Source organism: Pseudomonas sp. NFACC10-1, from assembly GCF_900119195.1.
Taxonomy (GTDB): Bacteria; Pseudomonadota; Gammaproteobacteria; order Pseudomonadales; family Pseudomonadaceae; genus Aquipseudomonas; species Aquipseudomonas cerasi.
Genome location: NZ_FPJB01000003.1, coordinates 483,714 through 507,623, shown reverse-complemented (window position 1 = coordinate 507,623; position 23,910 = coordinate 483,714). Strand labels below are relative to the sequence as shown.

General features: G+C 59.3%; 20 protein-coding genes. 4 read left to right on the top strand and 16 right to left on the bottom strand.

Going from position 1 to position 23,910, the window contains the following annotated elements; all coding sequences use genetic code 11:
• Positions 1–28 precede the first annotated feature (28 nt).
• Entirely contained in the window at positions 29–775 is a 747-nt protein-coding gene (locus BT119_RS11000; RefSeq protein WP_054080746.1) for a tellurite resistance TerB family protein, read from the bottom strand.
• Between the two features lie 299 nt (positions 776–1,074).
• On the opposite strand from BT119_RS11000, the gene BT119_RS10995 reads away from it, so the two are divergent.
• Complete coding sequence (locus BT119_RS10995; protein ID WP_058416033.1) at positions 1,075–3,162, top strand: response regulator; 2,088 nt, start codon at positions 1,075–1,077, stop codon at positions 3,160–3,162.
• A gap of 61 nt (positions 3,163–3,223) precedes the next feature.
• Here the strand turns inward: BT119_RS10995 and BT119_RS10990 are convergent, their stop codons facing one another.
• From BT119_RS10990 to BT119_RS10980, 3 genes are all read right to left on the bottom strand, one after another.
• Complete coding sequence (locus BT119_RS10990) at positions 3,224–4,330, bottom strand: NADH:flavin oxidoreductase/NADH oxidase (protein WP_003391177.1); 1,107 nt, start codon at positions 4,328–4,330, stop codon at positions 3,224–3,226.
• Positions 4,331–4,442: 112 nt separating this feature from the next.
• Positions 4,443–6,158, bottom strand: coding sequence for a single-stranded-DNA-specific exonuclease RecJ (gene recJ / locus BT119_RS10985; protein WP_054080828.1), 1,716 nt, complete (start codon positions 6,156–6,158; stop codon positions 4,443–4,445).
• A gap of 62 nt (positions 6,159–6,220) precedes the next feature.
• Positions 6,221–6,763, bottom strand: coding sequence for a YaeQ family protein (locus tag BT119_RS10980; protein WP_003314240.1), 543 nt, complete (start codon positions 6,761–6,763; stop codon positions 6,221–6,223).
• Between the two features lie 325 nt (positions 6,764–7,088).
• Here BT119_RS10980 and BT119_RS10975 point away from each other — a divergent pair, with 325 nt between their 5' ends.
• Positions 7,089–7,928 carry a TIGR02285 family protein gene (locus BT119_RS10975; protein ID WP_003364958.1) on the top strand — a complete coding sequence of 280 codons (840 nt, stop codon included), beginning with the start codon at positions 7,089–7,091 and terminating at the stop codon, positions 7,926–7,928.
• A gap of 171 nt (positions 7,929–8,099) precedes the next feature.
• Here BT119_RS10975 and BT119_RS10970 read toward each other — a convergent pair whose 3' ends face one another.
• Positions 8,100–8,396 carry a DUF3509 domain-containing protein gene (locus tag BT119_RS10970; protein ID WP_003433423.1) on the bottom strand — a complete coding sequence of 99 codons (297 nt, stop codon included), beginning with the start codon at positions 8,394–8,396 and terminating at the stop codon, positions 8,100–8,102.
• Positions 8,397–8,685: 289 nt separating this feature from the next.
• On the opposite strand from BT119_RS10970, the gene BT119_RS10965 reads away from it, so the two are divergent.
• Positions 8,686–9,348, top strand: coding sequence for a response regulator (locus BT119_RS10965; RefSeq protein WP_003364962.1), 663 nt, complete (start codon positions 8,686–8,688; stop codon positions 9,346–9,348).
• Here the strand turns inward: BT119_RS10965 and BT119_RS10960 are convergent.
• The 11 genes from BT119_RS10960 to ffh all read right to left on the bottom strand — a co-directional run bounded on the left by BT119_RS10960 (position 9,321) and on the right by ffh (position 22,879).
• Positions 9,321–10,607 carry an EAL domain-containing response regulator gene (locus BT119_RS10960; RefSeq protein ID WP_058398139.1) on the bottom strand — a complete coding sequence of 429 codons (1,287 nt, stop codon included), beginning with the start codon at positions 10,605–10,607 and terminating at the stop codon, positions 9,321–9,323. The two genes, BT119_RS10965 and BT119_RS10960, sit on opposite strands and share 28 nt — an antisense overlap.
• Positions 10,608–10,714: 107 nt before the next feature.
• Positions 10,715–14,344, bottom strand: coding sequence for an ATP-binding protein (locus tag BT119_RS10955; RefSeq protein ID WP_072365655.1), 3,630 nt, complete (start codon positions 14,342–14,344; stop codon positions 10,715–10,717).
• Positions 14,345–14,464: 120 nt separating this feature from the next.
• Entirely contained in the window at positions 14,465–15,874 is a 1,410-nt protein-coding gene (gene thrC / locus BT119_RS10950) for a threonine synthase (protein ID WP_003433427.1), read from the bottom strand.
• 98 nt (positions 15,875–15,972) lie between these two features.
• The gene (locus BT119_RS10945) at positions 15,973–17,277 is read right to left on the bottom strand and encodes a homoserine dehydrogenase (RefSeq protein ID WP_054080742.1); all 1,305 of its coding nucleotides are present in this window, start codon (positions 17,275–17,277) and stop codon (positions 15,973–15,975) included.
• Between the two features lie 136 nt (positions 17,278–17,413).
• Positions 17,414–18,154 carry a bifunctional protein-disulfide isomerase/oxidoreductase DsbC gene (gene dsbC, locus BT119_RS10940; RefSeq protein ID WP_003364987.1) on the bottom strand — a complete coding sequence of 247 codons (741 nt, stop codon included), beginning with the start codon at positions 18,152–18,154 and terminating at the stop codon, positions 17,414–17,416.
• A 145-nt stretch (positions 18,155–18,299) separates the two neighbouring features.
• Positions 18,300–19,196, bottom strand: coding sequence for a site-specific tyrosine recombinase XerD (xerD, locus tag BT119_RS10935; RefSeq protein WP_003364989.1), 897 nt, complete (start codon positions 19,194–19,196; stop codon positions 18,300–18,302).
• 103 nt (positions 19,197–19,299) lie between these two features.
• A complete protein-coding gene (gene rplS, locus BT119_RS10930; RefSeq protein WP_002552524.1) occupies positions 19,300–19,650 on the bottom strand; it encodes a 50S ribosomal protein L19 in 351 nt (116 codons plus the stop codon).
• A gap of 44 nt (positions 19,651–19,694) precedes the next feature.
• On the bottom strand, positions 19,695–20,447 hold the full coding sequence (trmD, locus tag BT119_RS10925; protein ID WP_002552523.1) for a tRNA (guanosine(37)-N1)-methyltransferase TrmD: 753 nt from the start codon (positions 20,445–20,447) through the stop codon (positions 19,695–19,697).
• 5 nt (positions 20,448–20,452) lie between these two features.
• Positions 20,453–20,992, bottom strand: a complete 540-nt coding sequence (gene rimM / locus BT119_RS10920; RefSeq protein WP_003433429.1) for a ribosome maturation factor RimM — start codon at positions 20,990–20,992, stop codon at positions 20,453–20,455.
• A 5-nt stretch (positions 20,993–20,997) separates the two neighbouring features.
• On the bottom strand, positions 20,998–21,255 hold the full coding sequence (gene rpsP / locus BT119_RS10915; protein WP_002552521.1) for a 30S ribosomal protein S16: 258 nt from the start codon (positions 21,253–21,255) through the stop codon (positions 20,998–21,000).
• A 247-nt stretch (positions 21,256–21,502) separates the two neighbouring features.
• Entirely contained in the window at positions 21,503–22,879 is a 1,377-nt protein-coding gene (gene ffh / locus BT119_RS10910; protein WP_004406399.1) for a signal recognition particle protein, read from the bottom strand.
• Positions 22,880–23,092: 213 nt separating this feature from the next.
• Here ffh and BT119_RS10905 point away from each other — a divergent pair, with 213 nt between their 5' ends.
• Positions 23,093–23,905 carry a cytochrome C assembly family protein gene (locus BT119_RS10905; RefSeq protein WP_003314223.1) on the top strand — a complete coding sequence of 271 codons (813 nt, stop codon included), beginning with the start codon at positions 23,093–23,095 and terminating at the stop codon, positions 23,903–23,905.
• The last annotated feature ends 5 nt before the right edge of the window (positions 23,906–23,910 follow it).

The following is a 23,910-nucleotide window of genomic DNA, read 5'->3' as shown; positions in this document are numbered from 1 at the left end:
CAGGCAACTCACTGGCCGGAGAGCCGGTTTACTCAGCGTTCCGCACCTGGCCTTCAAGCTCGGTCTTGAGGCCGGGTTCCAGCTTCAACTCACGCGCCAACTCATCGAGGTAGGCGCGTTCCATGAAGTGCTCTTCATCCACCAGCATCACACTGGCGATGTACATTTCCGCCGCCATTTCCGGCGTGGTCGCGGCCCGAGCCACCTCTGCCGGGTCCAGCGGCTTGTTCAGCTCGGCGTGAAGCCATTGCTGAAGCGTCTGATCGTTGTTCAGTTTGGTGAACTCACCTTCGATCAGTTCGCGCTCACGCTCATCGACATGGCCATCGGCCTTTGCGGCGGCGACCAATGCGCGCAGGATTGCCTGGCTGTGCTGCTCGGCTTCAGCCTCGGGCAGCCGGTCGATGGTTTGCGGTTCACGTTGAGCGGCAAGCCCCTGGCTGGACTGCCAGTTGTTGTATGCCTTGTAAGCCAGTACTCCCAGCGCCGCCAGGCCTCCGTAGGTCAACACCTTGCCACCCATCCCGCGGGTACGCTTGCCGCGCAGAAGACTCATGGCACCTGCGGCCAGAGCGCCACCACCGGCGCCGGACAGCAGACCACCCAGCCCATTCTGGGAACCGCCCTGTCCTTTGCCACCGCCAAGCAGGCTGCCGAGGCCATTGATCAGTGAGTCGCTGCCCGACGATTGCTTGCCGGATTTGCCTTTGTTCTTGTCCTGCAACATGCTTTGTCCGGACTTGAGCAATTGATCGAGTAAACCACGCGTATTCACAGGAAGCCTCCTACAAGGTTTGTCAGATGAGTCATTGACCAACAAGTTGAAGAGAAGTCACTGTCTGGCTATTACCGGTGTGCTTCCGGATGTTACGGACTTGAGCAGATACCCGTTCGTCAATCTGCCCCGCGTATTGGTGAACTGCGTGCAACCCGCACCTGTGGCGAAGAGTCAATAAAGTACAGGCTGCAGGTAAAAGCAGGTATGCAGCCCCTTTCCTGAACTGAGCAAACACACATCCCTATTCATATGAATACCCTTGCCTCTTCATGCAGATCTTCAGGAGCTTGTCCGAAGTGATATCGCCCACTGGTTTCCCGACCGCCAACGGCAAGGCCGCCGGGATTATCCGATCCAGGGACTGGAGTCAGACTTCACTCGGACCGATCGAGCACTGGCCGGTATCGCTGAAAAACACCCTGAATCTGATCCTCAATTCTCCGGAGTCCATGTACCTGCTCTGGGGACCGGATCTGGTGTTTTTCCACAATGACGCCTATACCCCGATCCTCGGCCCGCGCAAGGACGACGCTATCGGCGCACTCATTCCGGATCTGTGGGCAGACGTCTGGGACCAGGTCGCGCCGCTGGTGATCGACGCCCTCGCCGGCAAGCCCTGCCACTACCAGGACTTGCCGCTGTCCATGGCACGCTACGGCGAGGTCGAGCAGACATGGTGGTCATTCTCGTTTTCACCGGTCATCGACGAGCATGGCGTGGTAGTCGGCATGTTCTGCATTACCAACGAAACCACTGCGCATGTTCTCAATCAGCAAGCGCTGCAGGAAAGCGAGCGCAAACGCCTGAAACTGATTGATGATCTGGTCAGTCTGGAACGACAGCAGACCGCCAGACTTGAACAACGGACGCTGGAGCTGGACACGTTTTGGCAAATATCTCCTGACCCGCTGGCGATACTCGATTTCAACGGTATCTTTCTGCGGGTAAACCCGGCCTGGACAGCGCTGCTGGGCCACCCGGAACAAGAGCTGCTGGGCACCTCCATCATGACCCTGCTGCATCCGGATGATGTCAGCAACACCCAGAATGCTCTGAAACACACTGTCAACCATGTACTGCCGCTGTTTGAAAATCGTTATCAGCATGTCGACGGCAGCTACCACTGGTTCGGCTGGACTGCGGCACCCGGCAACGGAATCATTTTTGCGCTGGGCAAGCACCTGACCCACGAAAAGGACCGCATCAAAGCATTGCGTATTGCCGAAGAGGCCTTGATTCAATCGCAGAAAATGGAAGCGGTCGGGCAACTGACCGGCGGGCTGGCTCATGACTTCAACAACCTGCTGATGGGCGTCACCGGCAACATGGAGCTGCTGCTGTCGAGGATCAGACAGGAACGCTTCACGGAACTGGACCGCTACATCAACGCAGCGCTGGAAGGCTCGAGACGCGCGGCATCCCTGACACATCGGCTGCTGGCATTCTCGCGCCGTCAGACGCTGGCCCCCAAGGCCACGGATATCGATCTTCTGGTCGCGGGCATGGACGAGCTGATTCGGCGCACCGTAGGTCCGGCCATCGATATGCAGGTCAACGCCTCACGCGGGCTATGGGCGACCCTGGTTGATCCGCATCAACTGGAAAATTCGCTGCTCAACCTGTGCATCAACGCCAAGGACGCCATGCCCGATGGCGGAAAACTGCTGATCCAGACGGGCAATCGCCACCTGACGGCAATCACGGCGACCAAGTATCAACTGCCCACAGGCCGTTATGTGGAACTGTCCGTCAGCGACACCGGCACCGGCATGAGCAACGACGTCATGGCGCGGGCCTTCGACCCGTTCTTCACCACCAAACCGATAGGCATGGGCACCGGGCTGGGGCTGTCGATGATTTACGGTTTTGCACGGCAGTCCGGTGGCGGCGTTTACATTACGTCAAAGGTTGGCGAGGGTTCGAAAGTCTGCATTCTGCTGCCGATGCACGAAGGCGAAGCTGAAACGGTGGTCTTCGATGACAGCCCGTTGCAAGTCCCCGCTTCCAGCACGAGTGACGAAACCATTCTGGTCGTCGATGACGAGCCCGCCGTGCGCTTGCTCATTGCCGAGTTGCTTGAAGACCTTGGCTATATCGTCTTGCAGGCTGAACGGGGTGCCGATGCCCTGACCATTCTGCAGTCCAAAGCGGCGATCGACCTGCTGATCACCGACGTCGGTCTGCCGGGAGGCATGAATGGTCGTCAGGTCGCAGACGCGGCGCGGGATGTCCGGCCCGACCTGAAAATCCTGTTCGTGACTGGTTATGCTGAAAACGCCGCGTTGGCGCATGACACGCTTGAGCCGGGCATGCATGTGCTGCCCAAGCCGTTCGCGATTGCCGAACTGATCGGCCGCGTCACCGAACTGCTGGAAGGCGAGTAAAAAAATTGAGCGCCGTGCGGCGCTCATTTATCGGGTATTGCCAGCAGAGACCAATTGGCGATCAGTCGCGCAGGTCAGACTCATGAATGGGCTGATCACGATGCGTGGCGCGTTGATACTGCGCAGGCCAGGTTGCCAGGCGGCCACCCAGGTCTTCATCGGCGCGCAGTGGCCAGTACGGATCACGCAGGAGCTCACGCGCCAGCAGGATGATATCGGCCTGCCCGGTGCGCAGAATATGTTCTGCCTGAGCCGGATCGGTAATCATGCCCACCGTGCCCGTCGCGATGTCGGACTCCTTGCGAACCCGCTCGGCAAAGCGCGTCTGGTAGCCTGGACCAACCGGAATTTCCGCATTGGCTGACGTACCGCCCGATGAGACATCGATCAGGTCCGTCCCGATTGCTTTCAAGCGACGCGCCAGCTCGACGGTTTCATCGGCGTTCCAGCCGTCTTCCACCCAGTCGGTGGCGGACACGCGAACGAACACTGGCAGCTCTGCAGGCCATACCGCACGCACGGCTTCGGTCACTTGCAGTGTGAAGCGAATGCGGTTCTCGAATGAACCACCGTACTCGTCGGTGCGCTGGTTGCTCAGAGGCGACAGGAACTGATGCAGCAAATAGCCATGGGCGGCGTGGATTTCCACTACCTTGAAGCCTGCCTCCAAGGCACGCCGCGCAGAATCGACAAACGCCTTGATCAACTCCTGAATCTGCGTTTCGCTCAATTGCACAGGGGTCGTGTGCTGCGGATCGAATGCAATCGCTGAAGGCCCGACTGGCGTCCAGCCGCCTTCATTGAGAGAAATACTGCCATGCTTGCCAAGCCACGGGCGCCAGGTGCTGGCCTTGCGGCCGGCGTGCGCCAGCTGGACGCCTGCAACTGCGCCCTGAGCGTTGATAAAGCGCGTGATGCGTTGCAGCGGTTCGATCTGTTCGTCGTTCCACAGCCCAAGGTCTTCGGGAGTGATGCGGCCGTCCGGCGTCACCGCCATCGCTTCGGTGATGACCAGTCCGGCACCGCCGACGGCACGGCTTCCAAGGTGAACCAGATGCCAGTCATTGGCCAGGCCGTCGACACTGGAATACTGGCACATCGGCGACACTGCGATGCGATTGCGAAGGGTCAATTGGCGCAGGGTATAGGGTTCAAGCAGCAGGCTCATGGCAACCTCTCGTAATGAAAATTCAGGTGTCCAGGTTCCGTTCATTCAAAGAACAGGTTTGGCAAACCGTGTAGTGTCGACAACCCGGTGGAGAGAGGGGTTCCTGCTATCGTCAACGCGGTGCGATATGCACCACCATCAGCTGCACGGTTTCGTTGCCGCGAAACTCGTTGAGGTCGAGTTTGTAGGCCAGCTCGACCCAGCGGATATTCGGATTGGGCCAGACATCCCGGTCGACGCCGAACGCAATGCCATCGAGCTTGACGCTGCCGCACTCGGTCTTGAGCACCATCTTCAAGTGACGCTCGCCCACCACCCGTTGCTCGACCAGCTGAAACACGCCGTGGAACAGGGGCTCGGGGAAGTGCTGCCCCCAGGGACCGGCATTGCGCAGCGCGCGGGCCAGTTCCAGGTGGAATTCCTCAACGGCCAGCGAGCCGTCGGACAGCAGACGTCCGGTCAGGTCCTGCTCATCGAGTTGACGACGCACCTCCAGATCGAACGCTTCGGCAAACGCCGGGAAGTTCTCTTCAGGCAGCGAAAGACCTGCCGCCATCGCGTGGCCGCCAAACTTGCTGATCAGATGCGGATGGCTGGCCGCCACAGCGTCCAGCGCATCGCGAATGTGAAATCCCGGCACCGAGCGGGCCGAACCTTTGAGCACACCCTCCCCGGCGCTGGCGAACGCGATGGTAGGTCGGTGGTAACGCTCCTTGAGACGCGAAGCGAGGATGCCGATGACCCCTTGATGCCATTCGGCATCGAACAGGCAGAGGCCGAACGGCATCGACTCTACCGGCAGGTCCTTGAGCTGGGCGAGCGCTTCACGCTGCATGCCCTGCTCGATGGATTTGCGATCCTGGTTCAACTCGTCCAGTTGCACGGCCATTTCCCGCGCCAGTGTCGGGTCGTCACAGAGCAGGCATTCGATGCCCAGGCTCATGTCATCCAGGCGCCCTGCCGCGTTCAGGCGTGGCCCGAGGATGAACCCCAGGTCGGTGGAGGTGATGCGCGAAGGTTCACGCCGGGCCACTTCCAGAATGGCGCGCAGCCCGGGTCGGGCACGCCCGGCACGGATACGCATCAGCCCCTGATGAACCAGAATACGGTTGTTGGCATCCAGCGGCACCACATCGGCCACGCTGCCCAGCGCAACCAGGTCCAGCAGCTCGCCCAGATTGGGCTGGGCACGCTGATTGCTCTCGAACCAGCCGGTCTCGCGCAGACGCGCACGCAAGGCCATCAGTACATAGAAAATGACCCCGACACCGGCCAGCGACTTGCTGGGAAAGGTACAGCCTGGCTGGTTCGGGTTGACGATGGCGTCTGCGGCAGGAAGCTCATGACCAGGCAGATGGTGATCGGTCACCAGTACCTGCAAGCCGGCCGCCTTGGCCGCCGCCACGCCCTCGACGCTCGAAATACCGTTATCCACGGTGATCAACAGCTGAGGTTCGCGCTGCAACGCCACTTCGACGATTTCCGGCGTCAGGCCGTAGCCATATTCAAACCGGTTGGGCACCAGATAATCCACATACGCCGCGCCCAGCAGACGCAGGCCCAGAACACCCACGGTGCTGGCGGTCGCGCCATCGGCGTCGAAATCGCCGACGATCAGCATACGCTGGCCCTCGCGTAGCGCAGTCACCAGCAGGTCTACCGCAGCATCGATCCCCTTGAGTTGCTGATAAGGAATCAGCCGCGCCAGGCTTTTGTCCAGTTCGGCCTCGCAGGCCACACCTCGTGCTGCGTACAGTCGAGTGAGCAAGGGCGGCAGGTCGCCGAGGAACGGCAAGGTGTCGGGCAATAGACGAGGTTCGATGCGCATGCGGGTCAGCTGATTCTCTTTGCAGTGTCGATGAATGTGTTTTCGATCGGAACCGGCGGCTGTCAGCCGCGCTCGCCCGCAAGCCATTGCAACTGGACTTCATGCTGGCCGCGGTCGTCAGTGACGAACACCGTCCCTTCACTGATCATCACATCCCACTTGATGACCCGCGGCATGTCCTTGGCCAGCACTTCCAGCACTTCCTGCGGGACGGCGGCGATATTGACGTTTTTCAGGTTCTTGATCGCCGGGATGACCTTGCCTTCCCAGACGCGCAGGCTGCCATAGGCCAGCAGGCTGGTGCGTTCGGTACGGCGCGAGCACCAGGTCAGTCGGTCGGCGTCCGGCTGGCCGACTTCGATCCAGTGCAGAACGCGGTCATCGAGGCTTTTTTCCCACAGCGCGGGTTCGTCCACATCAGACAGGCCGCGACCGAACGACAACTGTTCGTTGTACCAGAAGGCATAGGCCAGCAGACGCACGGTCATGCGCTCTTCGGTTTCCGAAGGATGACGGGCAATGGTCTGCTTGACGCTCTCGTACACGCCGCGATCAAGGTCGGTGAGGTTGAGTTCGAATTTGTAGGTCGTGGACGGCTGGGCCATGAACGGGCTTCTAGAGTCTGGAGGGAAGACAGCAAGTCTACCCGATGCCGGGCCTGTGAACGAACTTGCTCGCGCAAGGATGTGCTTGCCCCCCATTTGCAGGACGAACAAAAATCGATAATTTGAAACAAATTTCTGATACATATCTGTGCTAAAGACGATCTGCAGCGAGCACCCGAACTCCCAACCGGGGCACCTGAATGTGACGCCACTGGCGCAGCACCATTCAAAGAGCTGCCAACCCTACCTCAGACTGTTGAACCCTTTTCGAGGATGACACCCGCGAATGCCCCTTCCTGCCTCGTGCTGTACAACGGCTCGATTGATGCTCGCCCTGTCGCTGGCTGCCATGTCGTGCGTCAGCCAGGCCAGGGAGACGCTGACCTGGCTGATGCGCGACATCCCCCCTTCCACGATTTTTTCCGGTGCCATGCGCGGCCAAGGTGCAATTGATCAGTTGATGCCCTTGCTGACAGCACGAATGCCCGAGTACAACCACGTGCTGATGCGGGTCAACCGCGCCAGGGCTCTGCAAATGCTGAGCGACGACACGTCTCTCAGTTGTGATCCCACCATGCTGTGGACGGCAGAAAGAGCCAGAACCCTGCTTTTTTCCATACCGATCGGCGCCATCCTCAGCAGCGGCCTGATTGTGCGCAAGGAGGAGATGTCGAAGTTCGAGCCCTACGTGGAGGACGGAAAGCTAGACTTCGCGGCCTTGATGGCCAGCCGGACGATCAAATTGGGCATCGTTGCCGAACGCAGCTATGGAGAAATGATCGACCACACGCTGCACGACGTCGATGAAGATATCCTCGTGCCGCACTACGGTAACGATGCGGTCGGCAGCCTGCTGCAAATGGAGCGTCTGGGGCGTCTGCAAGCCTTTATCAGCTTCTGGCCGGAAGCGCGCTATCAGGCCATGCAACAAGGCATAAGGCCGGAGGAACTGGCCTTCTTGCCGATCAAGGACAATCCTGCATACCAGTTCGTCTATGTCAGTTGCAGCAACTCGCCCAAGGGCAAGCAGGCCATTGAACTGATCAACCGCGAGATGCGCGTGCTGCGTGAAACCAGCCTGATGGGCTTTTATGCGCAGTGGCTGGAGCCCGCGCAACGGGCCAGCTACCTGGAAGACGTCAAGGCACTGCTGGACAAGGAATGACCGGACAAAAGAAACCCCGGGCAGAGGGGGACCTGCTCGGGGTAAACGTGACCTTATCGGTCATGACGTCAGCCGTTGATCACCGGAGCACAATGATCAAAACTGACGTAATGCATAGGAGTGCAGCGAACCCTTCAGGTTCCAGTTCCTTTAACGCCGGTTAAGCAACTGTTAAGCAAAAGATGGGGTGCCGACAAACGTACGGCTGATTGCAGCATTGCGCATGGCGGCAATGACGCAGGGTTCGATTCGCCCCTCGGCAACCATAAGATCGCGGCGCAGACCGTCTACCACGTCGGTGAGCTGACGTTTGTCGCTCAGTTGATCAGCGCTGAATGCGCGCTCGATCACACAGGTGCCCGCTTTATCTTTCAGAGTCACCAGACGTTCGCCCCGAGAACCGGCCGGGCCAATACTGGCCTGATAGGGAGCCAGCGCTTCGCTTAGCAGTAAGCTGATATTTTCCATCCGGATCACCACTCAACAGTTTGAATGCAAAGGTGCTAACCAATGACCATCGGCGACAGCAGAAAGTTCTTTCTATCGCCAGATCGCAGCACCTGTCTGTCATTTCGAGCATGCCTGCTGAATGTGACAAGGAAAAAACCGGACGCCGATGCCAGCCGAAAGTGAGCTTGTAGGAAGAATCCAACACAATTCCGCTACGCGTCCTACAAGGTGCCTATGCTCTTGATCACTGCGTTAAACAATTCCATCGCGTGCAATACCCGTATAGCCCTTTTGACGGAGCCATCCCTTGAGCGATTCCGCTGATCGCCGGTTGCGGGTCATCGTGGCTGATGACCACCCGATTTTTCTCATCGGCCTGCGCGTTGTACTGGAGCAGGACAATCTGGCCAGCGTCGTCGCCGAGGCCTGCAATCCGGACGAACTGCTCCAGGTACTCGAACGCCACGCCTGCGATGTGCTGGTGACTGACTTCATGATGCCCGTCGAACGGCAGAACGACGGCCTGCGTCTGCTGCAACGTATTCGCCGGGATTTCCCGGCGCTGCCAGTGATCGTTGTCACCACCCTGAGCAATGCCGGACTGTTTCAGTCCATGCTGGACCTGGGTGTCCGGGGTTTGTTGAGCAAGGCCAGCCTTGCCGGAGAACTGCCTGCTGCCATCAAGGGGGTCAGGCGCGGTGGGCTTTTTGTCGCCGATTCGGTACGCAGGGTACTCAGAGAAGCACGCCAGCATGGGCCCGACGCGCTGCTGCAGGCAGATCGCTTGTCGCCAAGGGAGCTGGAAGTGTTACGCCTGCTCTCGGCTGGCCACACGGTGGGGCAGATCGCGGCGCAACTCAATCGCAGCAAACAGACCGTCAGCGCCCAGAAAGTCGCCGCCATGCGCAAGCTCGGACTGGCCAATGACGCTGCTCTGTTCATTTATTTGCAGGAAAGCGGTCTGTCCTGAGGCGGGTTGTCTCTGGAAACAGCTTGCAGATGGCCGCTGTCACGCTCCGCCACCCAGCGCATGAAGGCCGAGGCCGGCATCGGGCGGGCAATGAAATACCCCTGAATGGCGGGATCGCCCAGCGCCAGCAGACTGTCAACGTCTTCAATCGTCTCGACACCTTCAACCACCACCGACATCGACAGCCGCTGCGCCATGAACAAAGCACCGGCCACGACCGCCGATTTACGCGCGTCGTCGGCCATGCCGCGCACGAACTCGGTTGGTATTTTCAGCTCGCTGAAAGGTAATTGCAGAAGGCGGTCGATGTTCGAAGCGCCCATGCCAAAGTCATCGATAGACAACTTGCAACCCTGCATGCATAACCTCAGCAGGCCTTCGAGCTGCCAGGTTTCCGGGCGCGCGGCGTCCTGCTCGAGGATTTCCAGGGTCAGCGCGGTGGCCGGTACGCCATGCCGGGCAAGCGCTTGCATGATCTGCTCGGCGAAATCCAGCTGCTGCAGCACTTGCGGGTCAATGTTGACGGCAACCGACAGCGGCTCACCCCGCTCGCGCATGACCTGCGCAGAGAACTGCAGGGCCTGATCCAGGACCCGCCAGGTCAATGCAACGGTCAGCCCTTCAGCCTCGATGACGTCGATGAATCGCCCGGGTGCCAGCAGCCCATACACGGGGTGCTGCCAGCGAACCAGCGCTTCGGCACCCAGCAACTCGCCCTGCAGACTGACCTTGGGTTGAAAATAGGTGATCCATTGTTCGGCAATGGACGCCACGTCTATCGGTCCGCTGCGCGTCGGGTCAAACAATTCGATGGCGGAAAGAGCTCTAAACGCGCTGCCCGTCGGGGCCTGCTCTACACAGTCTGTCCGACCGGGCCCATACGCCTCAAGCAACTCGTACAACGCCCCGGCGGACGCAGGTTTCTGCACATACCCCAGAACGTTCAGGCCTTGGGCGAGCGCCAGTTGCGCGGCCCCTTCCAGCACGCAGGCGGCGGAACAGCTGACGATGATCAGCGCACGCGCCAAACCGTTCTCAGCCATGAAGCGGATCAATTCCAGGCCGTCAGGCCCTTCCATCTGCAAGTCGCAGATCGCGATGTCGACCGGACCACGGCTTTGCAGGGAAAGCCTGGCGACTTCCACGCTATCGGCCGTCAGCACATCGAACACCTGATTGGCGTTGAGCATCTGATGCAGAGCCATCAGCTGGAAGGGATGATCCTCGAGAATCAGAACCTTGAGTGAGTGCACGATCACGCCTGCGGAGTCAGAGCCAGCGGCCCGGGATAACACTTACTGTAGCGGGTCCCGGACACCCGCCCCATAGGACATGTCCTAAACCCGCCACACGTTGTTCGCAAGATTCAACCGCCTGGCACCGCAGTCTCCGGCACGACCACCAGTTGCACTTCGATATCAGCGCGCAGACGGGTCATGGCTACCTCCAGTGCCTGCCAGCGTTCCGCCAGACTGGCCGTGCTCTGCAGCCGGACACTGTCGTCCAGCGCGGCACACGCCTTGGCAAGCGGCACTGCGTCAACCAGGCTCGCCGCCCCCTTGAGGCGATGCAGACAGGCGCTCAGCATCTTCCAGTCATTGGCCGACACCGCAGGCTCCAGCAAAGCGTATTCGTGCCTCAGATTCTTCCATAACTCGCCCAGCAACCGTTGCATCTGTTGCGGATTAGCCTGAGTCATGGTTTGCAGCGTGCCGATGTCGAACGTCGGCTCACGCACCCGATCCGCCAGCTCCTGGGCCAGACGCGCCAGTGACAGCGGCTTGATCAGCAGGCCGTCCATGCCTGCCTGCTCGCAACGTGCCGCCTCGTCACTCATCGCGTTGGCGGTACAGCCTATGACCGGGCAGCGCTGACGTTGCTCTTTCTCTTCGATCTGGCGAATGGCCTGGGTCAATGCGTAGCCGCTGATACCCGGCATGTTGCAGTCGGTGATAACCGCATCAAACGCCCCTTCACACCAGCTCGACAACGCCGCCCTGCCGTCCTCGACCGCCGTTACCTGATGGCCAAGAAACTCCAGCTGCCGGGTCAATACCAGACGATTGGCCGACATGTCATCGACCACCAGCAGATGAAGGCTACGCGTGTCGACGGGCGCATCCGCAACATCGTCCGCGGGCAAAACCGGCTCGCTCACCCTGGTCAGCGGCAGGTCGATGGTGACCAGCGTCCCTTTGCCCGGCTCGCTGTGCAGGCTGATGTCGCCCTTCATCAGTTCAACCAGTTGCCGGGTGATACTCAACCCCAGCCCGCTGCCCCCGTAGTGTGCGGCCGTGTCGTCATTTGCCTGGGTGAAAGGCTGAAATACCTGCTGCTGACGCTGCGGATCGATCCCTTCGCCACTGTCCTGAATGCCAATGCGCAGACGCGTGGACTCAGGCGAGTCACTGGTCACATCAAGCGTCACGACCACCGCACCTTGCCGAGTGAACTTCAACGCGTTGCCCAGCACATTGTGCAGCACCTGACGCAACCTCAAGGGATCCAGCCAGTAGTCGCCCCGCGCCTGCCCGGAGAACTCCAGGCGCAGTTCCACCCCCTTTTCCCGAGCCTGCGCGGAAAAAAGCTCGATCACCCCGTCGAAAAGCCCTTCCAGGGAAGTGACAGCCAGTGACAACTGCATGCCGCCCGCTTCGATTCTGGCCAGATCAAGGCTTTCGCCAATCAGCGCTACCAGCTCCGTAGCTGAGCGGTGGGCCACTTGCAGGCCTTGCGAGGGAATCCTGCCCAGGCGCAAGGCCTGTTCGCATTCCAGTTCCAGCAAACCAATGATTGCCCCCATCGGCGTGCGAATTTCATGGCTCATGCTGGCCAGGAAAGCGCTTTTTGCCTCGTTGGCCTGAGCGGCCAGATGCATGGCCTCCTGAAGCTGCTGCTCCAGTTGCTTGCGCTCGGTGATATCGATCCAGCCGCCAAGCAGCCCCTGCAACTGTCCATCGGCGGCGAAGAACGGGACCGTCCATTGCCAGACGTCCATGCGTTTGCCAGGCAGTTCGATGGTGCGATCGGAAAAGACCGGCTGATGATTTTCCAGCAGATTGAGGTAATCGGTGTGCATCTGCTCGGCCAGCGCGCGCGGGATCAGATTGACGTCCGTGAGGCGTCGGCCATTCATCTGTTCGAAACTGATGCCCAGACTCTGCTCGTAGCTACGGTTGCAGGAAATCAGACGCCCTTTGAGATCGCGTACATAAATCGGATTGGGGATACCGTCGAGCAGAGCGTGTTTGAAGGCCAGTTGATCATTGAGCTGTCGTTGCGCCCTTTGGCGCTGGCGAATCTGCACCTTGAGGCGACTGCTCCAAATCAGCGACACCAGACCGGTCAGCAACGCCAGGGACACTACCCAGAATACCCATTGCGGTATGCGCGCCCAGAGCGACGGCTGAGGCAGCGCCGATCCCAGCCACTTCAGACGGACTGAACGCAATTCGGCTACCGGGAACTCTTCCAGCGCTTTGTTCAGAATCCCCAGCAGTTCGGGTTGGGTCTTGATCACTGAAAATCTGTCGGGCGACCACTGGCCTTCGACACTTCTGGCAACCTTCAATTGTCCGGACGGAAACAGGTAGGCCCCCACTTCATTCTGAATGGTCGCATCGGCAGCACCACTTTCCACCAGCGCACGGGCCTGATCGTAGGTGTCCACCAGTCGCAGCTGGATCGAGGGGTGCTCGCGCCTGATGAGGTCCTCGAGCGCATGCCTGGCCGGAAGGGCCAGTACTTTCCCGGCCAGACTGTCGAGCGATATGCGCGACGAGCGGTCGGAGCGCACCACGAACATCCAGCTATTGCCGCCGAACGAATAAGTGAAGTCCAGAAACCGGCGACGCTCGGCATTTTCCGCGAGCGTGGTATTCATGTCGGCCTGACCGGCGCGCAGCATGTCGATGGACTGCTGCGTGGAAGGCGATTCCTGATGGACGAACTGCAATCCGGTCATGCGCGAGATACGTGACAGCACATCTGCGTTCAATCCCACCCAGTGGCCGTTACTGTCTTTGTAGATATACGGTGGGTGCTGCGCGGTCGCAATGGTTACACTCGGATGCTTGAGCAGCCAGCGTCGCTCAGCACTGGTAAGGCGAATGCGTTGCCCCTCCACGTCAGCGCCCAGACCCATGGTCCAGCGGCCGAGCACTTCACGACTGGTCGAAGGTGCAATGCTGTCCAGGGCCCGATTGATGAAGGTCAACAGGCGCTGCTCGTCGTCACGCACCGCAAAGGAGAACCCCACCGGGGGCAAACGACTTTCGAATTTGATCTGCAAATCGAGGTAGGGCCGCAGGGCGGTATAGGTACGGACGATGACTTCGTTGCCGATGAACACGTCCACTTCACCCTGACTTAGCGCTTCCAGAGCACTGTAGAGGTTAGGCGCGATAATGATCTGGCTGTCAGGGTAAACGCGATGCACCACGTCCGAATCGGCATAGCCGTCAAGCAGTACGACCTTCTTGCCGGCCAGGCTCGACAACGGGCTCAAATCGTTGCCGCGGCCAACGACCACCGATCGATCAGGCATGTATTCGGTCGAGAAGGACAGTCCTTTCACACCGCGCTCGAAACCGTTGGCACTGGTCAGCAGGTCTATGTTGCCGTCGCGCAGCGCATCGATAGCCTCGTAACGCTTGGCAAACCCGGTGACCTGCACCGGGAGGTTCAACTGGTCGCTGACCAGCCCCAGGTAGTCGGCACTGATGCCCTGATAACGGTTGCGGTCACTGGTGATATCGATCGGCTCGTAGTCTGCGATCGCAATGCCGACCCGAAGAACCTTGCGCTGGTCGAGCCAGGCCCGGTCCTGATCTTCGAGGATCAGATCCGCCGAAGCCACAAAAGGGGCTGTCAGTGAAAACGGCAAGCTTTGCGCCGCATTGGCTGCCCCGGCAAAAACCAGCGCCAGCAACACCCATACCCTGCGCCATGCGCGGCATCTCGATGTGTTGCCTGCCTCCCTGACTACGCCTTGCATACTTGCCTGCTTCACTACGAATGACTCAACTCAGTGGTTCGAAAAACCAGCGAAGTTTGGCACGTAGAAACAGAAAGGCCCGCCAAGTGGCGGGCCTAAAGTTGTTACACGACGCTTCTGTCAGAGCGGTTTACCGCGATTGCCGTGCTGGCTGACAAACGCCTGTATGGCTTTCAGGTCATTTGGCAGAACAGTGCAGCGCTCGTCACGCTCGAACAAATCAGACAAATGTGCAGGTAGCTCAAGCGCTTTTCCTACACCGGCCTTCTCCACCGCTTCCGGAAACTTGACCGGATGCGCGGTGCCCAGAATCACCATCGGCGTGTCCAGACTGCGGCGGCATTCGCGCGCGGCCTTTACCCCGATAGCGGTATGCGGGTCGAGCAGCTCGCCGGTGCTGGCAAACACTTCGGCAATGGTCGTGCAGGTATCCTCATCACTGACTGCCAGCGAATCGAACAGTTTACGGGTCTCGGTCCAGCGCTCTTCTTCGACGCTGAAACCGCCACCCTGGCGGAACGTGCTCATCAGCCCGGCAATGGCAGCGCCGTTGCGACCGTGCATGTCGAACAGCAGGCGCTCGAAGTTGGACGACACCATGATGTCCATGGAGGGCGACAGCGTGGCGTGCAGGGTTTCCTTGACGTACTGATTGCCGCTCATGAAGCGGTGCAGGATGTCGTTGCGATTGGTGGCGACGATCAACTGGTTGATCGGCAGCCCCATGTTGCGCGCCAGATAACCGGCAAAGATATCGCCGAAGTTACCGGTCGGTACCGAGAACGATACCGAACGCGCAGGTCCGCCCAACTGCAGCGAGGCGTGGAAGTAGTAAACGATCTGAGCCATGATCCGCGCCCAGTTGATCGAGTTGACCGCGACCAGCGGTGTGCCCTTCAGGAAGCTCTGGTCAGCAAAGCTGGCCTTGACCATTTCCTGGCAGTCGTCGAAGTTGCCTTCGACCGCGATGTTATGGATGTTGTCGCCGAAGATCGTGGTCATCTGCCGACGCTGTACATCGGATACACGATTGTTCGGGTGGAGGATGAAGATGTCGACGTTGTCGCAGCGACGGCAGCCTTCGATGGCCGCAGAACCGGTGTCGCCCGAGGTCGCGCCGATGATCACGACACGCTGGCCACGCTTGGCCAGTACATAGTCCAACAGGCGGCCAAGCAGTTGCAGTGCGAAGTCCTTGAAGGCCAGCGTCGGGCCATGGAACAGCTCAAGCACCCACTCGTTGCCATGCAGCTGGCGCAGCGGCGCAACAGCGCTGTGGGCAAACACGCCGTAGGTCTCTTCGAGAATCTTTTTAAAGTCGGCATCCGGGATGCTGCCAGCCACGAAGGGGCGCATCACCCTGAAGGCGAGTTCGTGATAAGGCAGACCTGCCCAGGAAGCGATCTCTTCCTGCGTGAAGCGTGGCAGGTTTTCCGGCACATAGAGGCCACCATCGCTGGCCAGACCAGTCAACAGCACGTCTTCGAAATTCAGGGCCGGCGCCTGGCCGCGAGTACTGATATAGCGCATGGGATCAAACCTTTGGTCTGGGCTGAAAGCCAGGGCTCCAGGGCTGCAAGGTCGAAACGATCGGCTTGCGGCCTGGAACTGACAGCTTGCAGTTGATGTTAATTAAGGTGCTCGACGCGGATACGAACCACCGGGCCAACGACATCCTGCAGGGCTTCCAGGGCTTGAATGGCGTCATTGATACCCTGCTCCACTACCCGGTGAGTCAACAGGATCATCGGCACCAGGCCATCGTGTTCTTCGACATCCTTCTGCATGATCGATTCGATGTTGATGCCACGCTCGGACAGGATGCTCGCGACCTGGGCCAGCACGCCCGGGTGATCCTTGGCCTGAATGCGCAGGTAGTAGGCGCTTTCGCAGGCTTCGATCGGCAGGATCGGGTGGGCTGACAACGAATCGGGCTGGAAGGCCAGATGAGGGACCCGGTTTTCCGGATCCGAGGTCATCGCACGGACCACATCGACCAGATCGGCCACCACGGAAGAAGCCGTAGGCTCCATACCGGCACCCGCGCCGTAGAACAGCGTCGAGCCGGACGCATCGCCATTGACCATCACCGCGTTCATGACGCCGTTGACGTTGGCGATCAGGCGATCGGCCGGGATCAGCGTCGGGTGTACACGCAGTTCGATGCCTTGAGCCGTGCTGCGTGCAACGCCCAGGTGCTTGATGCGATAGCCCAGCGCTTCGGCATAGTTGACGTCTGCAGTCGTCAGTTTGGTGATGCCTTCGGTGTAGGCCTTGTCGAACTGCAGCGGAATGCCGAAGGCAATGGAGGCGAGGATGGTCAGCTTGTGCGCAGCGTCGATACCTTCCACGTCGAAGGTCGGATCGGCTTCGGCATAACCCAGGGCCTGAGCCTCGGCCAGAACATCGGCAAAGGTACGGCCCTTCTCGCGCATTTCAGTGAGGATGAAGTTGCCGGTGCCGTTGATGATGCCGGCCACCCAGTTGATACGGTTCGCCGACAGGCCTTCACGAATGGCCTTGATGACCGGAATACCGCCGGCAACAGCGGCTTCAAAAGCAACGATCACGCCCTTCTCACGCGCCTTGGCAAAGATCTCGTTGCCATGCACCGCGATCAGCGCCTTGTTGGCGGTCACCACGTGCTTGCCATTCTCGATGGCCTTGAGTACCAGTTCGCGGGCAACGGTGTAGCCGCCGATCAGTTCCACGACGATGTCGATTTCAGGGTTGGTCGCAATGGCAAACACATCGCTGGTGGTAGGCGTACCGGTAATCTGGCAATTGGGGTTTGGTGTACGAACCGCAATTTGCGCAACTTCGATTCCACGCCCGGCACGGCGGGCAATCTCCTCGGCGTTACGCTTAAGTACGTTGAAGGTACCGCCACCGACAGTACCCAGCCCACATATGCCTACTTTGACCGGTTTCACTGATGAACTCCCCGAAAAACAGCCGAACCTGAATCGGCTGTGGAAAAACTGCCGCATGGCGCCATGCGGCTGAAATTTTGACGACACTTCGGCCACTTGCGCCGTGTATGCACAAGGCGCGCCTGAAAACACCGGCTTATTTGGCGCCCATTGCCAGCTTGGCAACCTGAGCTGCAGGCTGATAACCCGGAATTACCTGACCGTCGGCCAGGACAATCGCAGGCGTCCCGTTCACGCCGATCGACTGGCCTAGCTCATATTGCTTGCTGACCGGATTGTCGCATTTGGCTGCCTTGATGTCCTTGCCATCGACCATGCGGTCCATCGCGCCTTTGCGATCCTTGGAACACCACACCGCCTGCAACTGCTCGTCACCCGGAGAGCCAAGGCCCTGACGCGGGAATGCCAGGTAACGGACTTCGACACCCATCTTGTTCAACTGGCCGACTTCTTCGTGCAGCTTGTGGCAATACGGGCAAGTCGTGTCGGTGAATACTGTGATGTGCGACTTGGTCTCGCCCACTGCCGGATAGATCACCATCTCGGAAGCAGGAATGGCGTTGATGGTCTTGGAAATGGCCAGACGTTCGGTTTTCTCGGTCAGGTTGACCGGCTTGCCGTTCTGCACCTGAAACAGATAGCCCTGAACCACGAACTGACCGTCGGCACTGGCGTACAGGACGCGGCCGCCCTTGAGCTTCACTTCATAAAGGCCATTGAGCGGGCTCGGCGAGATACTCTCGACCGGCAGCTGCAATTCCAGCGAGTCGAGCGTCTTGCGGATGGCCTGATCAGGGGCTGCATCAGCCAGGGCAGACATACTGAAGGTGCCGGCCAGCATCAAAGCCGCGGCAGCGAAAATCTGTGGCAAACGCATGAAAACTCCTATGACGGCGGACAGGCTGGCAACTGTCGAAAAAAGGAGTGCCAGCCTTGATAGGCGAAACCGGCAAAGCCTACCACATAAGGCTCGCGGGGCCGACTCGGAGCGACGTAAGAAGCTTCGCAAAATACGTCGTGAGTCAACCGCGTGGATGATGCTTGGCATGCAATTCCTGCAACCGCGCCCGCGCCACATGGGTGTAGATCTGCGTTGTCGAGAGATCACTGTGCCCGAGCAACATCTGCACCACGCGCAAGTCAGCGCCGTGATTGAGCAGATGGGTGGCGAAGGCATGGCGCAGGGTGTGCGGTGACAGGGATTTGCCAATGCCTGCAACCGTTGCCTGGTGCTTGATACGGTGCCAGAAGGTCTGGCGGGTCATCTGATCGCCACGTGAGCTGGGGAACAGTACGTCGCTGGGCTTTCCGCCCAGCAACTCGTCGCGGGCGCCGCGCAGGTAACGCTCGACCCAGACGATGGACTCTTCGCCCATGGGCACCAGTCGCTCCTTGCTGCCTTTGCCCATCACGCGCAGCACGCCCTGACGCAGATTGACCTGCTCCAGGGTCAGGCTGATCAATTCGGTCACGCGCAGACCGCAGGCATACAACACCTCAAGCATGGCGCGGTCACGCTCGCCGATGGGCTCGCTCAGGTCGGGAGCAGCAAGTAATGCTTCGACGTCAGCTTCGGAAAGCGATTTGGGCAACGGCTTGCCCAACTGAGGCATGTCGATTTGCAGGGTGGGATCGACGGAAATCAGCTTTTCGCGCAGCAGGTAGCGGTAGAAGCCACGTGCGCCAGACAGGAAACGCGCCGTGGAGCGCGGCTTGTAGGCATTTTCAACGCGCCAGGCAAGATGATCGAGGATGACTTCACGCCCGGCACTGATCAGATCAACGTTGCGCTCCTGCAGCCAGCCGTTGAACAGCGCCAGATCACTGCGGTAAGAATCCCGGGTGTTGTCGGACAGGCCCTTTTCGAGCCAGAGCGCGTCCAGAAACCGGTCAATCAGCGGATGGTCGATGGCAGCCATGTTCACTCAGTGCGTGTTTCGGTAGACAAGGGGTGAATCATCAAACAGCAGACAGCAAAAAGGCAGCCCTGGGGCTGCCTTTTTTATGCATCGAAAAACTGTATCAGGACAGTTTTTCCTTGATGCGCGCTGCTTTACCGGACAGGTCACGCAGGTAGTACAGTTTGGCCTTGCGAACGTCACCGCGACGTTTCACAGCCATGCTGTCGATTTGCGGGCTGTAAGTCTGGAAAGTACGCTCAACGCCAACACCGTTGGAGATTTTACGAACAGTGAAAGCACTGTTCACGCCACGGTTACGCTTGGCAATTACAACGCCTTCGAATGCTTGCAGACGAGCGCGGTCGCCTTCCTTCACTTTAACCTGGACGACAATGGTGTCGCCTGGTGCAAAGGTAGGGATCTCTTTGGTCATCTGCTCTGCTTCGAGGGCAAGAATGATTTTGTTAGTCATGCTGGTGCTCCTAAGGTAATCCGTCTGGATCGACCATCGATACGTTAACTATCGTCCCGCTCGCGGATGTATTCCGCCAGCAGCTTCTTCTCTTCTCCAGAAAGCGAGCGGCTTTCCAGAAGATCAGCGCGTCGTTCATAGGTCCGCCCAAGGGACTGCTGTAAACGCCAACGCCGGATGTGCGCGTGATTGCCACTTAGCAACACGTCGGGAACACGCTGATCCGCATACACCTCAGGTCGGGTGTAATGCGGGCAATCCAGCAGACCGTCCGTGAAGGAATCTTCCTCCGCGGAGTCCACATGCCCTAAAGCTCCAGGCAGCAGCCGCGTAACCGCGTCAATCAGGACCATCGCCGGCAGCTCGCCACCGGAAAGAACATAGTCACCAATCGACCACTCTTCATCGACATGAGCATCAATAAAACGCTCGTCAATGCCTTCATAACGACCGGCGATGAGGATAATCGCTTCCTCCTGCGCCAGTTCGCGTACCGCAGACTGATTCAGCTGGCGGCCTTGTGGCGACAGGTAAATCACCTTCGCCGCATCCCCTGCCGCTTGCCTGGCCTGAACCAGAGCATCTTCAAGGGGCTTGATCTTCATCACCATGCCCGGACCACCGCCAAATGGGCGATCATCCACAGTGTGATGGCGATCAGTGGTGTAATCCCGCGGATTCCAACAAGTAAGCTGCAACAGCCCTTGTTTCACCGCACGGCTGGTAATGCCGTATTCGCTGATGGCGGAAAACATCTCGGGAAACAGACTGATGACTTCTATGCGCAGGCTGGCCATGGCATTCAGAAGTCCGCGTCCCAATCCACCTTCATCTCGCCAGCAGCCATATCGATTACCAACACGCATTGCTCTGTATAGGGCAACAGGCGTTCGCGATCATCCAGGCTACCCGCGCAGGGCTTTACAACCATTACATCGTTCGAACCGGTTTCGAGCAGGTGATCGATTTTCCCGAGCAATTGCCCGAGTTGGTCGATGACCTTGAGGCCTTCAAGCTGGTACCAGTAGTACTCGCCATCGTCCAGATCAGGGAACAGGTTACGCGGCACGCAGATTTCGTAACCGGACAGAAGACGTGCTTCTTCACGATCATCGAGACCCTTGAGCTTTGTGACCAGAAACTTGCTTTGCAAGCGTCCGCTGACCAGCTCCACCTGTTTATCAACGCTGCCTTCGCGCCGAAGCGTCCAGGTTTTGTAGTCCAACAGGTTTCCAATCGGATCAGTAAAGGAATAAACCTTCACTTCGCCGCGAACGCCATGAACCGAGTAAATCTTGCCAATGACGATCAGATCGTCGGCAGATGCAGGCGTCGCGCTCATAAGACTCAGGCCGCGGCCTTGGTCTTGTTGTGCTCTTTGAGCAGCTGGGCAACGCGCTCGGAAGTTTGTGCACCCACGCTCAACCAGTAGTTGACGCGTTCTTCGTTAACGGACAGACGGATTTCCTGACCACGGGCAACAGGGTTGAAGAAACCAACCTGTTCCTTGTGGGAACCGTCACGAGCGTTGCGGCTGTCGGTTACGGTCAGGTGGTAAAACGGGCGCTTTTTGGAGCCGCCAAGGGCAAGACGGATGGTTAGCATTGAACATCGTTCCTGTAGTCGGTGCTGCAAATCTAAGATGCACAGCGGGCATAGGTGCCCGAAAGGCCGCATATTCTAAGGAATATCCCGACTTTTGCAAATGTCTTTTTCCGGCGCCTATCGGCATGCCTTCCAGATTTGCGAGGGAGCTGTCGGTATGACAGCCGGCAAAAGCCCGCATGACGCGGGCTGACTGGGGGTCACCCCCCAGATGGGACGCGTGCAAAGCCTCTTGCACGCGACGCAATTACATTTTTGGCATGCCGCCGCCGGGGAACATTCCACCCATGCCGCGCATCATTTTGGCCATCCCGCCCTTGGCGGAGAATTTCTTCATCATCTTCTGCATCTGCTTGTGCTGCTTGATCAGACGCCCGATGTCCTGAACCTGAGTGCCCGAACCCATCGCAATGCGGCGCTTGCGCGAGCCACTGACCAGATCCGGATCACGACGCTCGGCAGGGGTCATCGAGTTGATGATGGCTTCCATCTGCTTGAACTGTTTTTCCGCTGCGCCCTGGGCGTTGCCCATCTGCGACAGGTTGACGCCGCCGATGCTAGGCAGTTTGTCCATCAGGCCGCCAAGGCCACCCATGTTCTTCATCTGCTGCAGCTGGTCGCGGAAGTCTTCGAGATCGAAGCCCTTGCCCTTCTTGAGCTTTTTCGCCAGCTTGTCGGCCTTGTCCTTGTCGAGGGTCTGTTCGGCCTGCTCGATAAGGCTGAGCACATCGCCCATGCCGAGGATGCGTGACGCGATGCGGTCCGGGTGAAACGGCTCCAGCGCCTCGCTCTTCTCGCCCATACCGATGAACTTGATCGGCTTGCCGGTAATGGCACGCACCGACAGGGCGGCACCACCGCGGGCATCACCGTCGACCTTGGTGAGGATCACGCCGGTCAGCGGCAATGCGTCACCGAAGGCCTTGGCGGTATTGGCAGCATCCTGGCCGGTCATGGCATCGACCACGAACAGCGTCTCGGCCGGCTTGACCGCCGCATGCAGCGCCTGGATCTCGCCCATCATCTCGACATCGACGTGCAAACGACCGGCGGTGTCGACGATGACCACGTCAATGAACTTGAGCCTGGCTTCTTTAATGGCCGCCTGGGCGATGTCCACCGGCTTCTGACTGATGTCGGAGGCGAAGAACGTCACGCCGATGTCGTTGGCCAGCGTTTCGAGCTGCTTGATGGCTGCGGGACGATAAACGTCGACCGACACCACCATTACGGTTTTTTTCTTGCGCTCTTTAAGGAAGCGCGCCAGCTTGCCGGCAGTGGTGGTCTTGCCCGCGCCCTGCAAACCCGCCATCAGGATGACGGCAGGCGGCGTGACATTGAGGACAAGATCTTCGTTGGCCGCGCCCATCAGGCTTTCGAGTTCGGCCTGGACGATCTTCACGAACGCCTGACCCGGGGTCAGGCTGCGCGACACCTCGGTGCCGACGGCGCGTTCCTTGACGTTATTGACGAAGTCTTTGACCACCGGCAAGGCGACGTCGGCTTCTAGCAACGCCATACGCACTTCGCGCAAGGTATCTTTGATGTTGTCCTCGTTCAGCTTGGCCTTGCCAGTAACATGGCGCAGCGTCTGCGAGAGGCGGTCAGTCAGATTTTCAAACATGCGCGATCCTTTCAGGCTCTCGTCGAACCCCGGTTGATGCGGCCCGGCCCGTAATGCAGAAATGGCGCTCGGCGAGCCTGCGGCTTGAGCAGGTCGCGGATTATAGCGAAGACTCCGTCGCACGGACACCACGCAGACTGCTTCTGTGGTCTTTCGTGATTTGCCGGTTCTATGCCAAACTCAGCGTCTTTTCAGGCCCGTCCATCAGGATCTATGTCCCCTTTGCCACCCAGCCTGCTTCCCAGCCTCGCCGCCGCCATCATTTATGCCGCTGCGACCGTCTATCAGAGCCTGCGCCTGAGCCAGGCCGTCAAGCCCGACAAGCGGCTGCTTTGCCTGCTCGGTACACTGGCGGTCATCGCACATGCCATTGGTCTGTTTTCCCAACTGACGCACTCGGTCGGCCTTGGCCTGGACTTTTTCAACTCGGCCAGCCTTATCGCGGCGTCGGTGATCGTCGTGACCCTGATCGCCACGTCGCGCATCCCGGTGGAAAACCTGCTGGTACTGTTGTTCCCGCTGGGCATGGTCACCGTACTGCTCGCCCAGTTCGCCCCTAGCGGCACCGTGCAGCCGATCATGGAAGAGCCCGGCATCCTCAGCCATATCCTGCTGTCGTTGCTGGCTTACGGGATGTTTACCATTGCTGCATTTCAGGCGCTGCTGCTGCTGTTGCAGGACTACCGCCTCAAGCACAAGCACCCTTCCGGGCTGATCAAGAACTTCCCGCCGCTGCAAACCATGGAAAGCCTGCTGTTCGGTTTCCTGTGGGCTGGCTGGTCATTGCTCTCGCTGTCGCTGATTTCCGGCTGGCTGTTCGTCGAAAACCTGTTTGCCCAGCATCTGGTGCACAAGACCCTGCTGGCCTGTCTGGCCTGGATCGTGTTCAGTGTGCTGCTGTGGGGGCGTAACCGCCTTGGATGGCGTGGTCACAAGGCCATTCGCTGGACCCTGGGCGGCTTCTGCCTGCTGATGCTCGCCTATTTCGGCAGCAAGCTGGTACGCGAATTCATCCTGCACATCTGACGGGC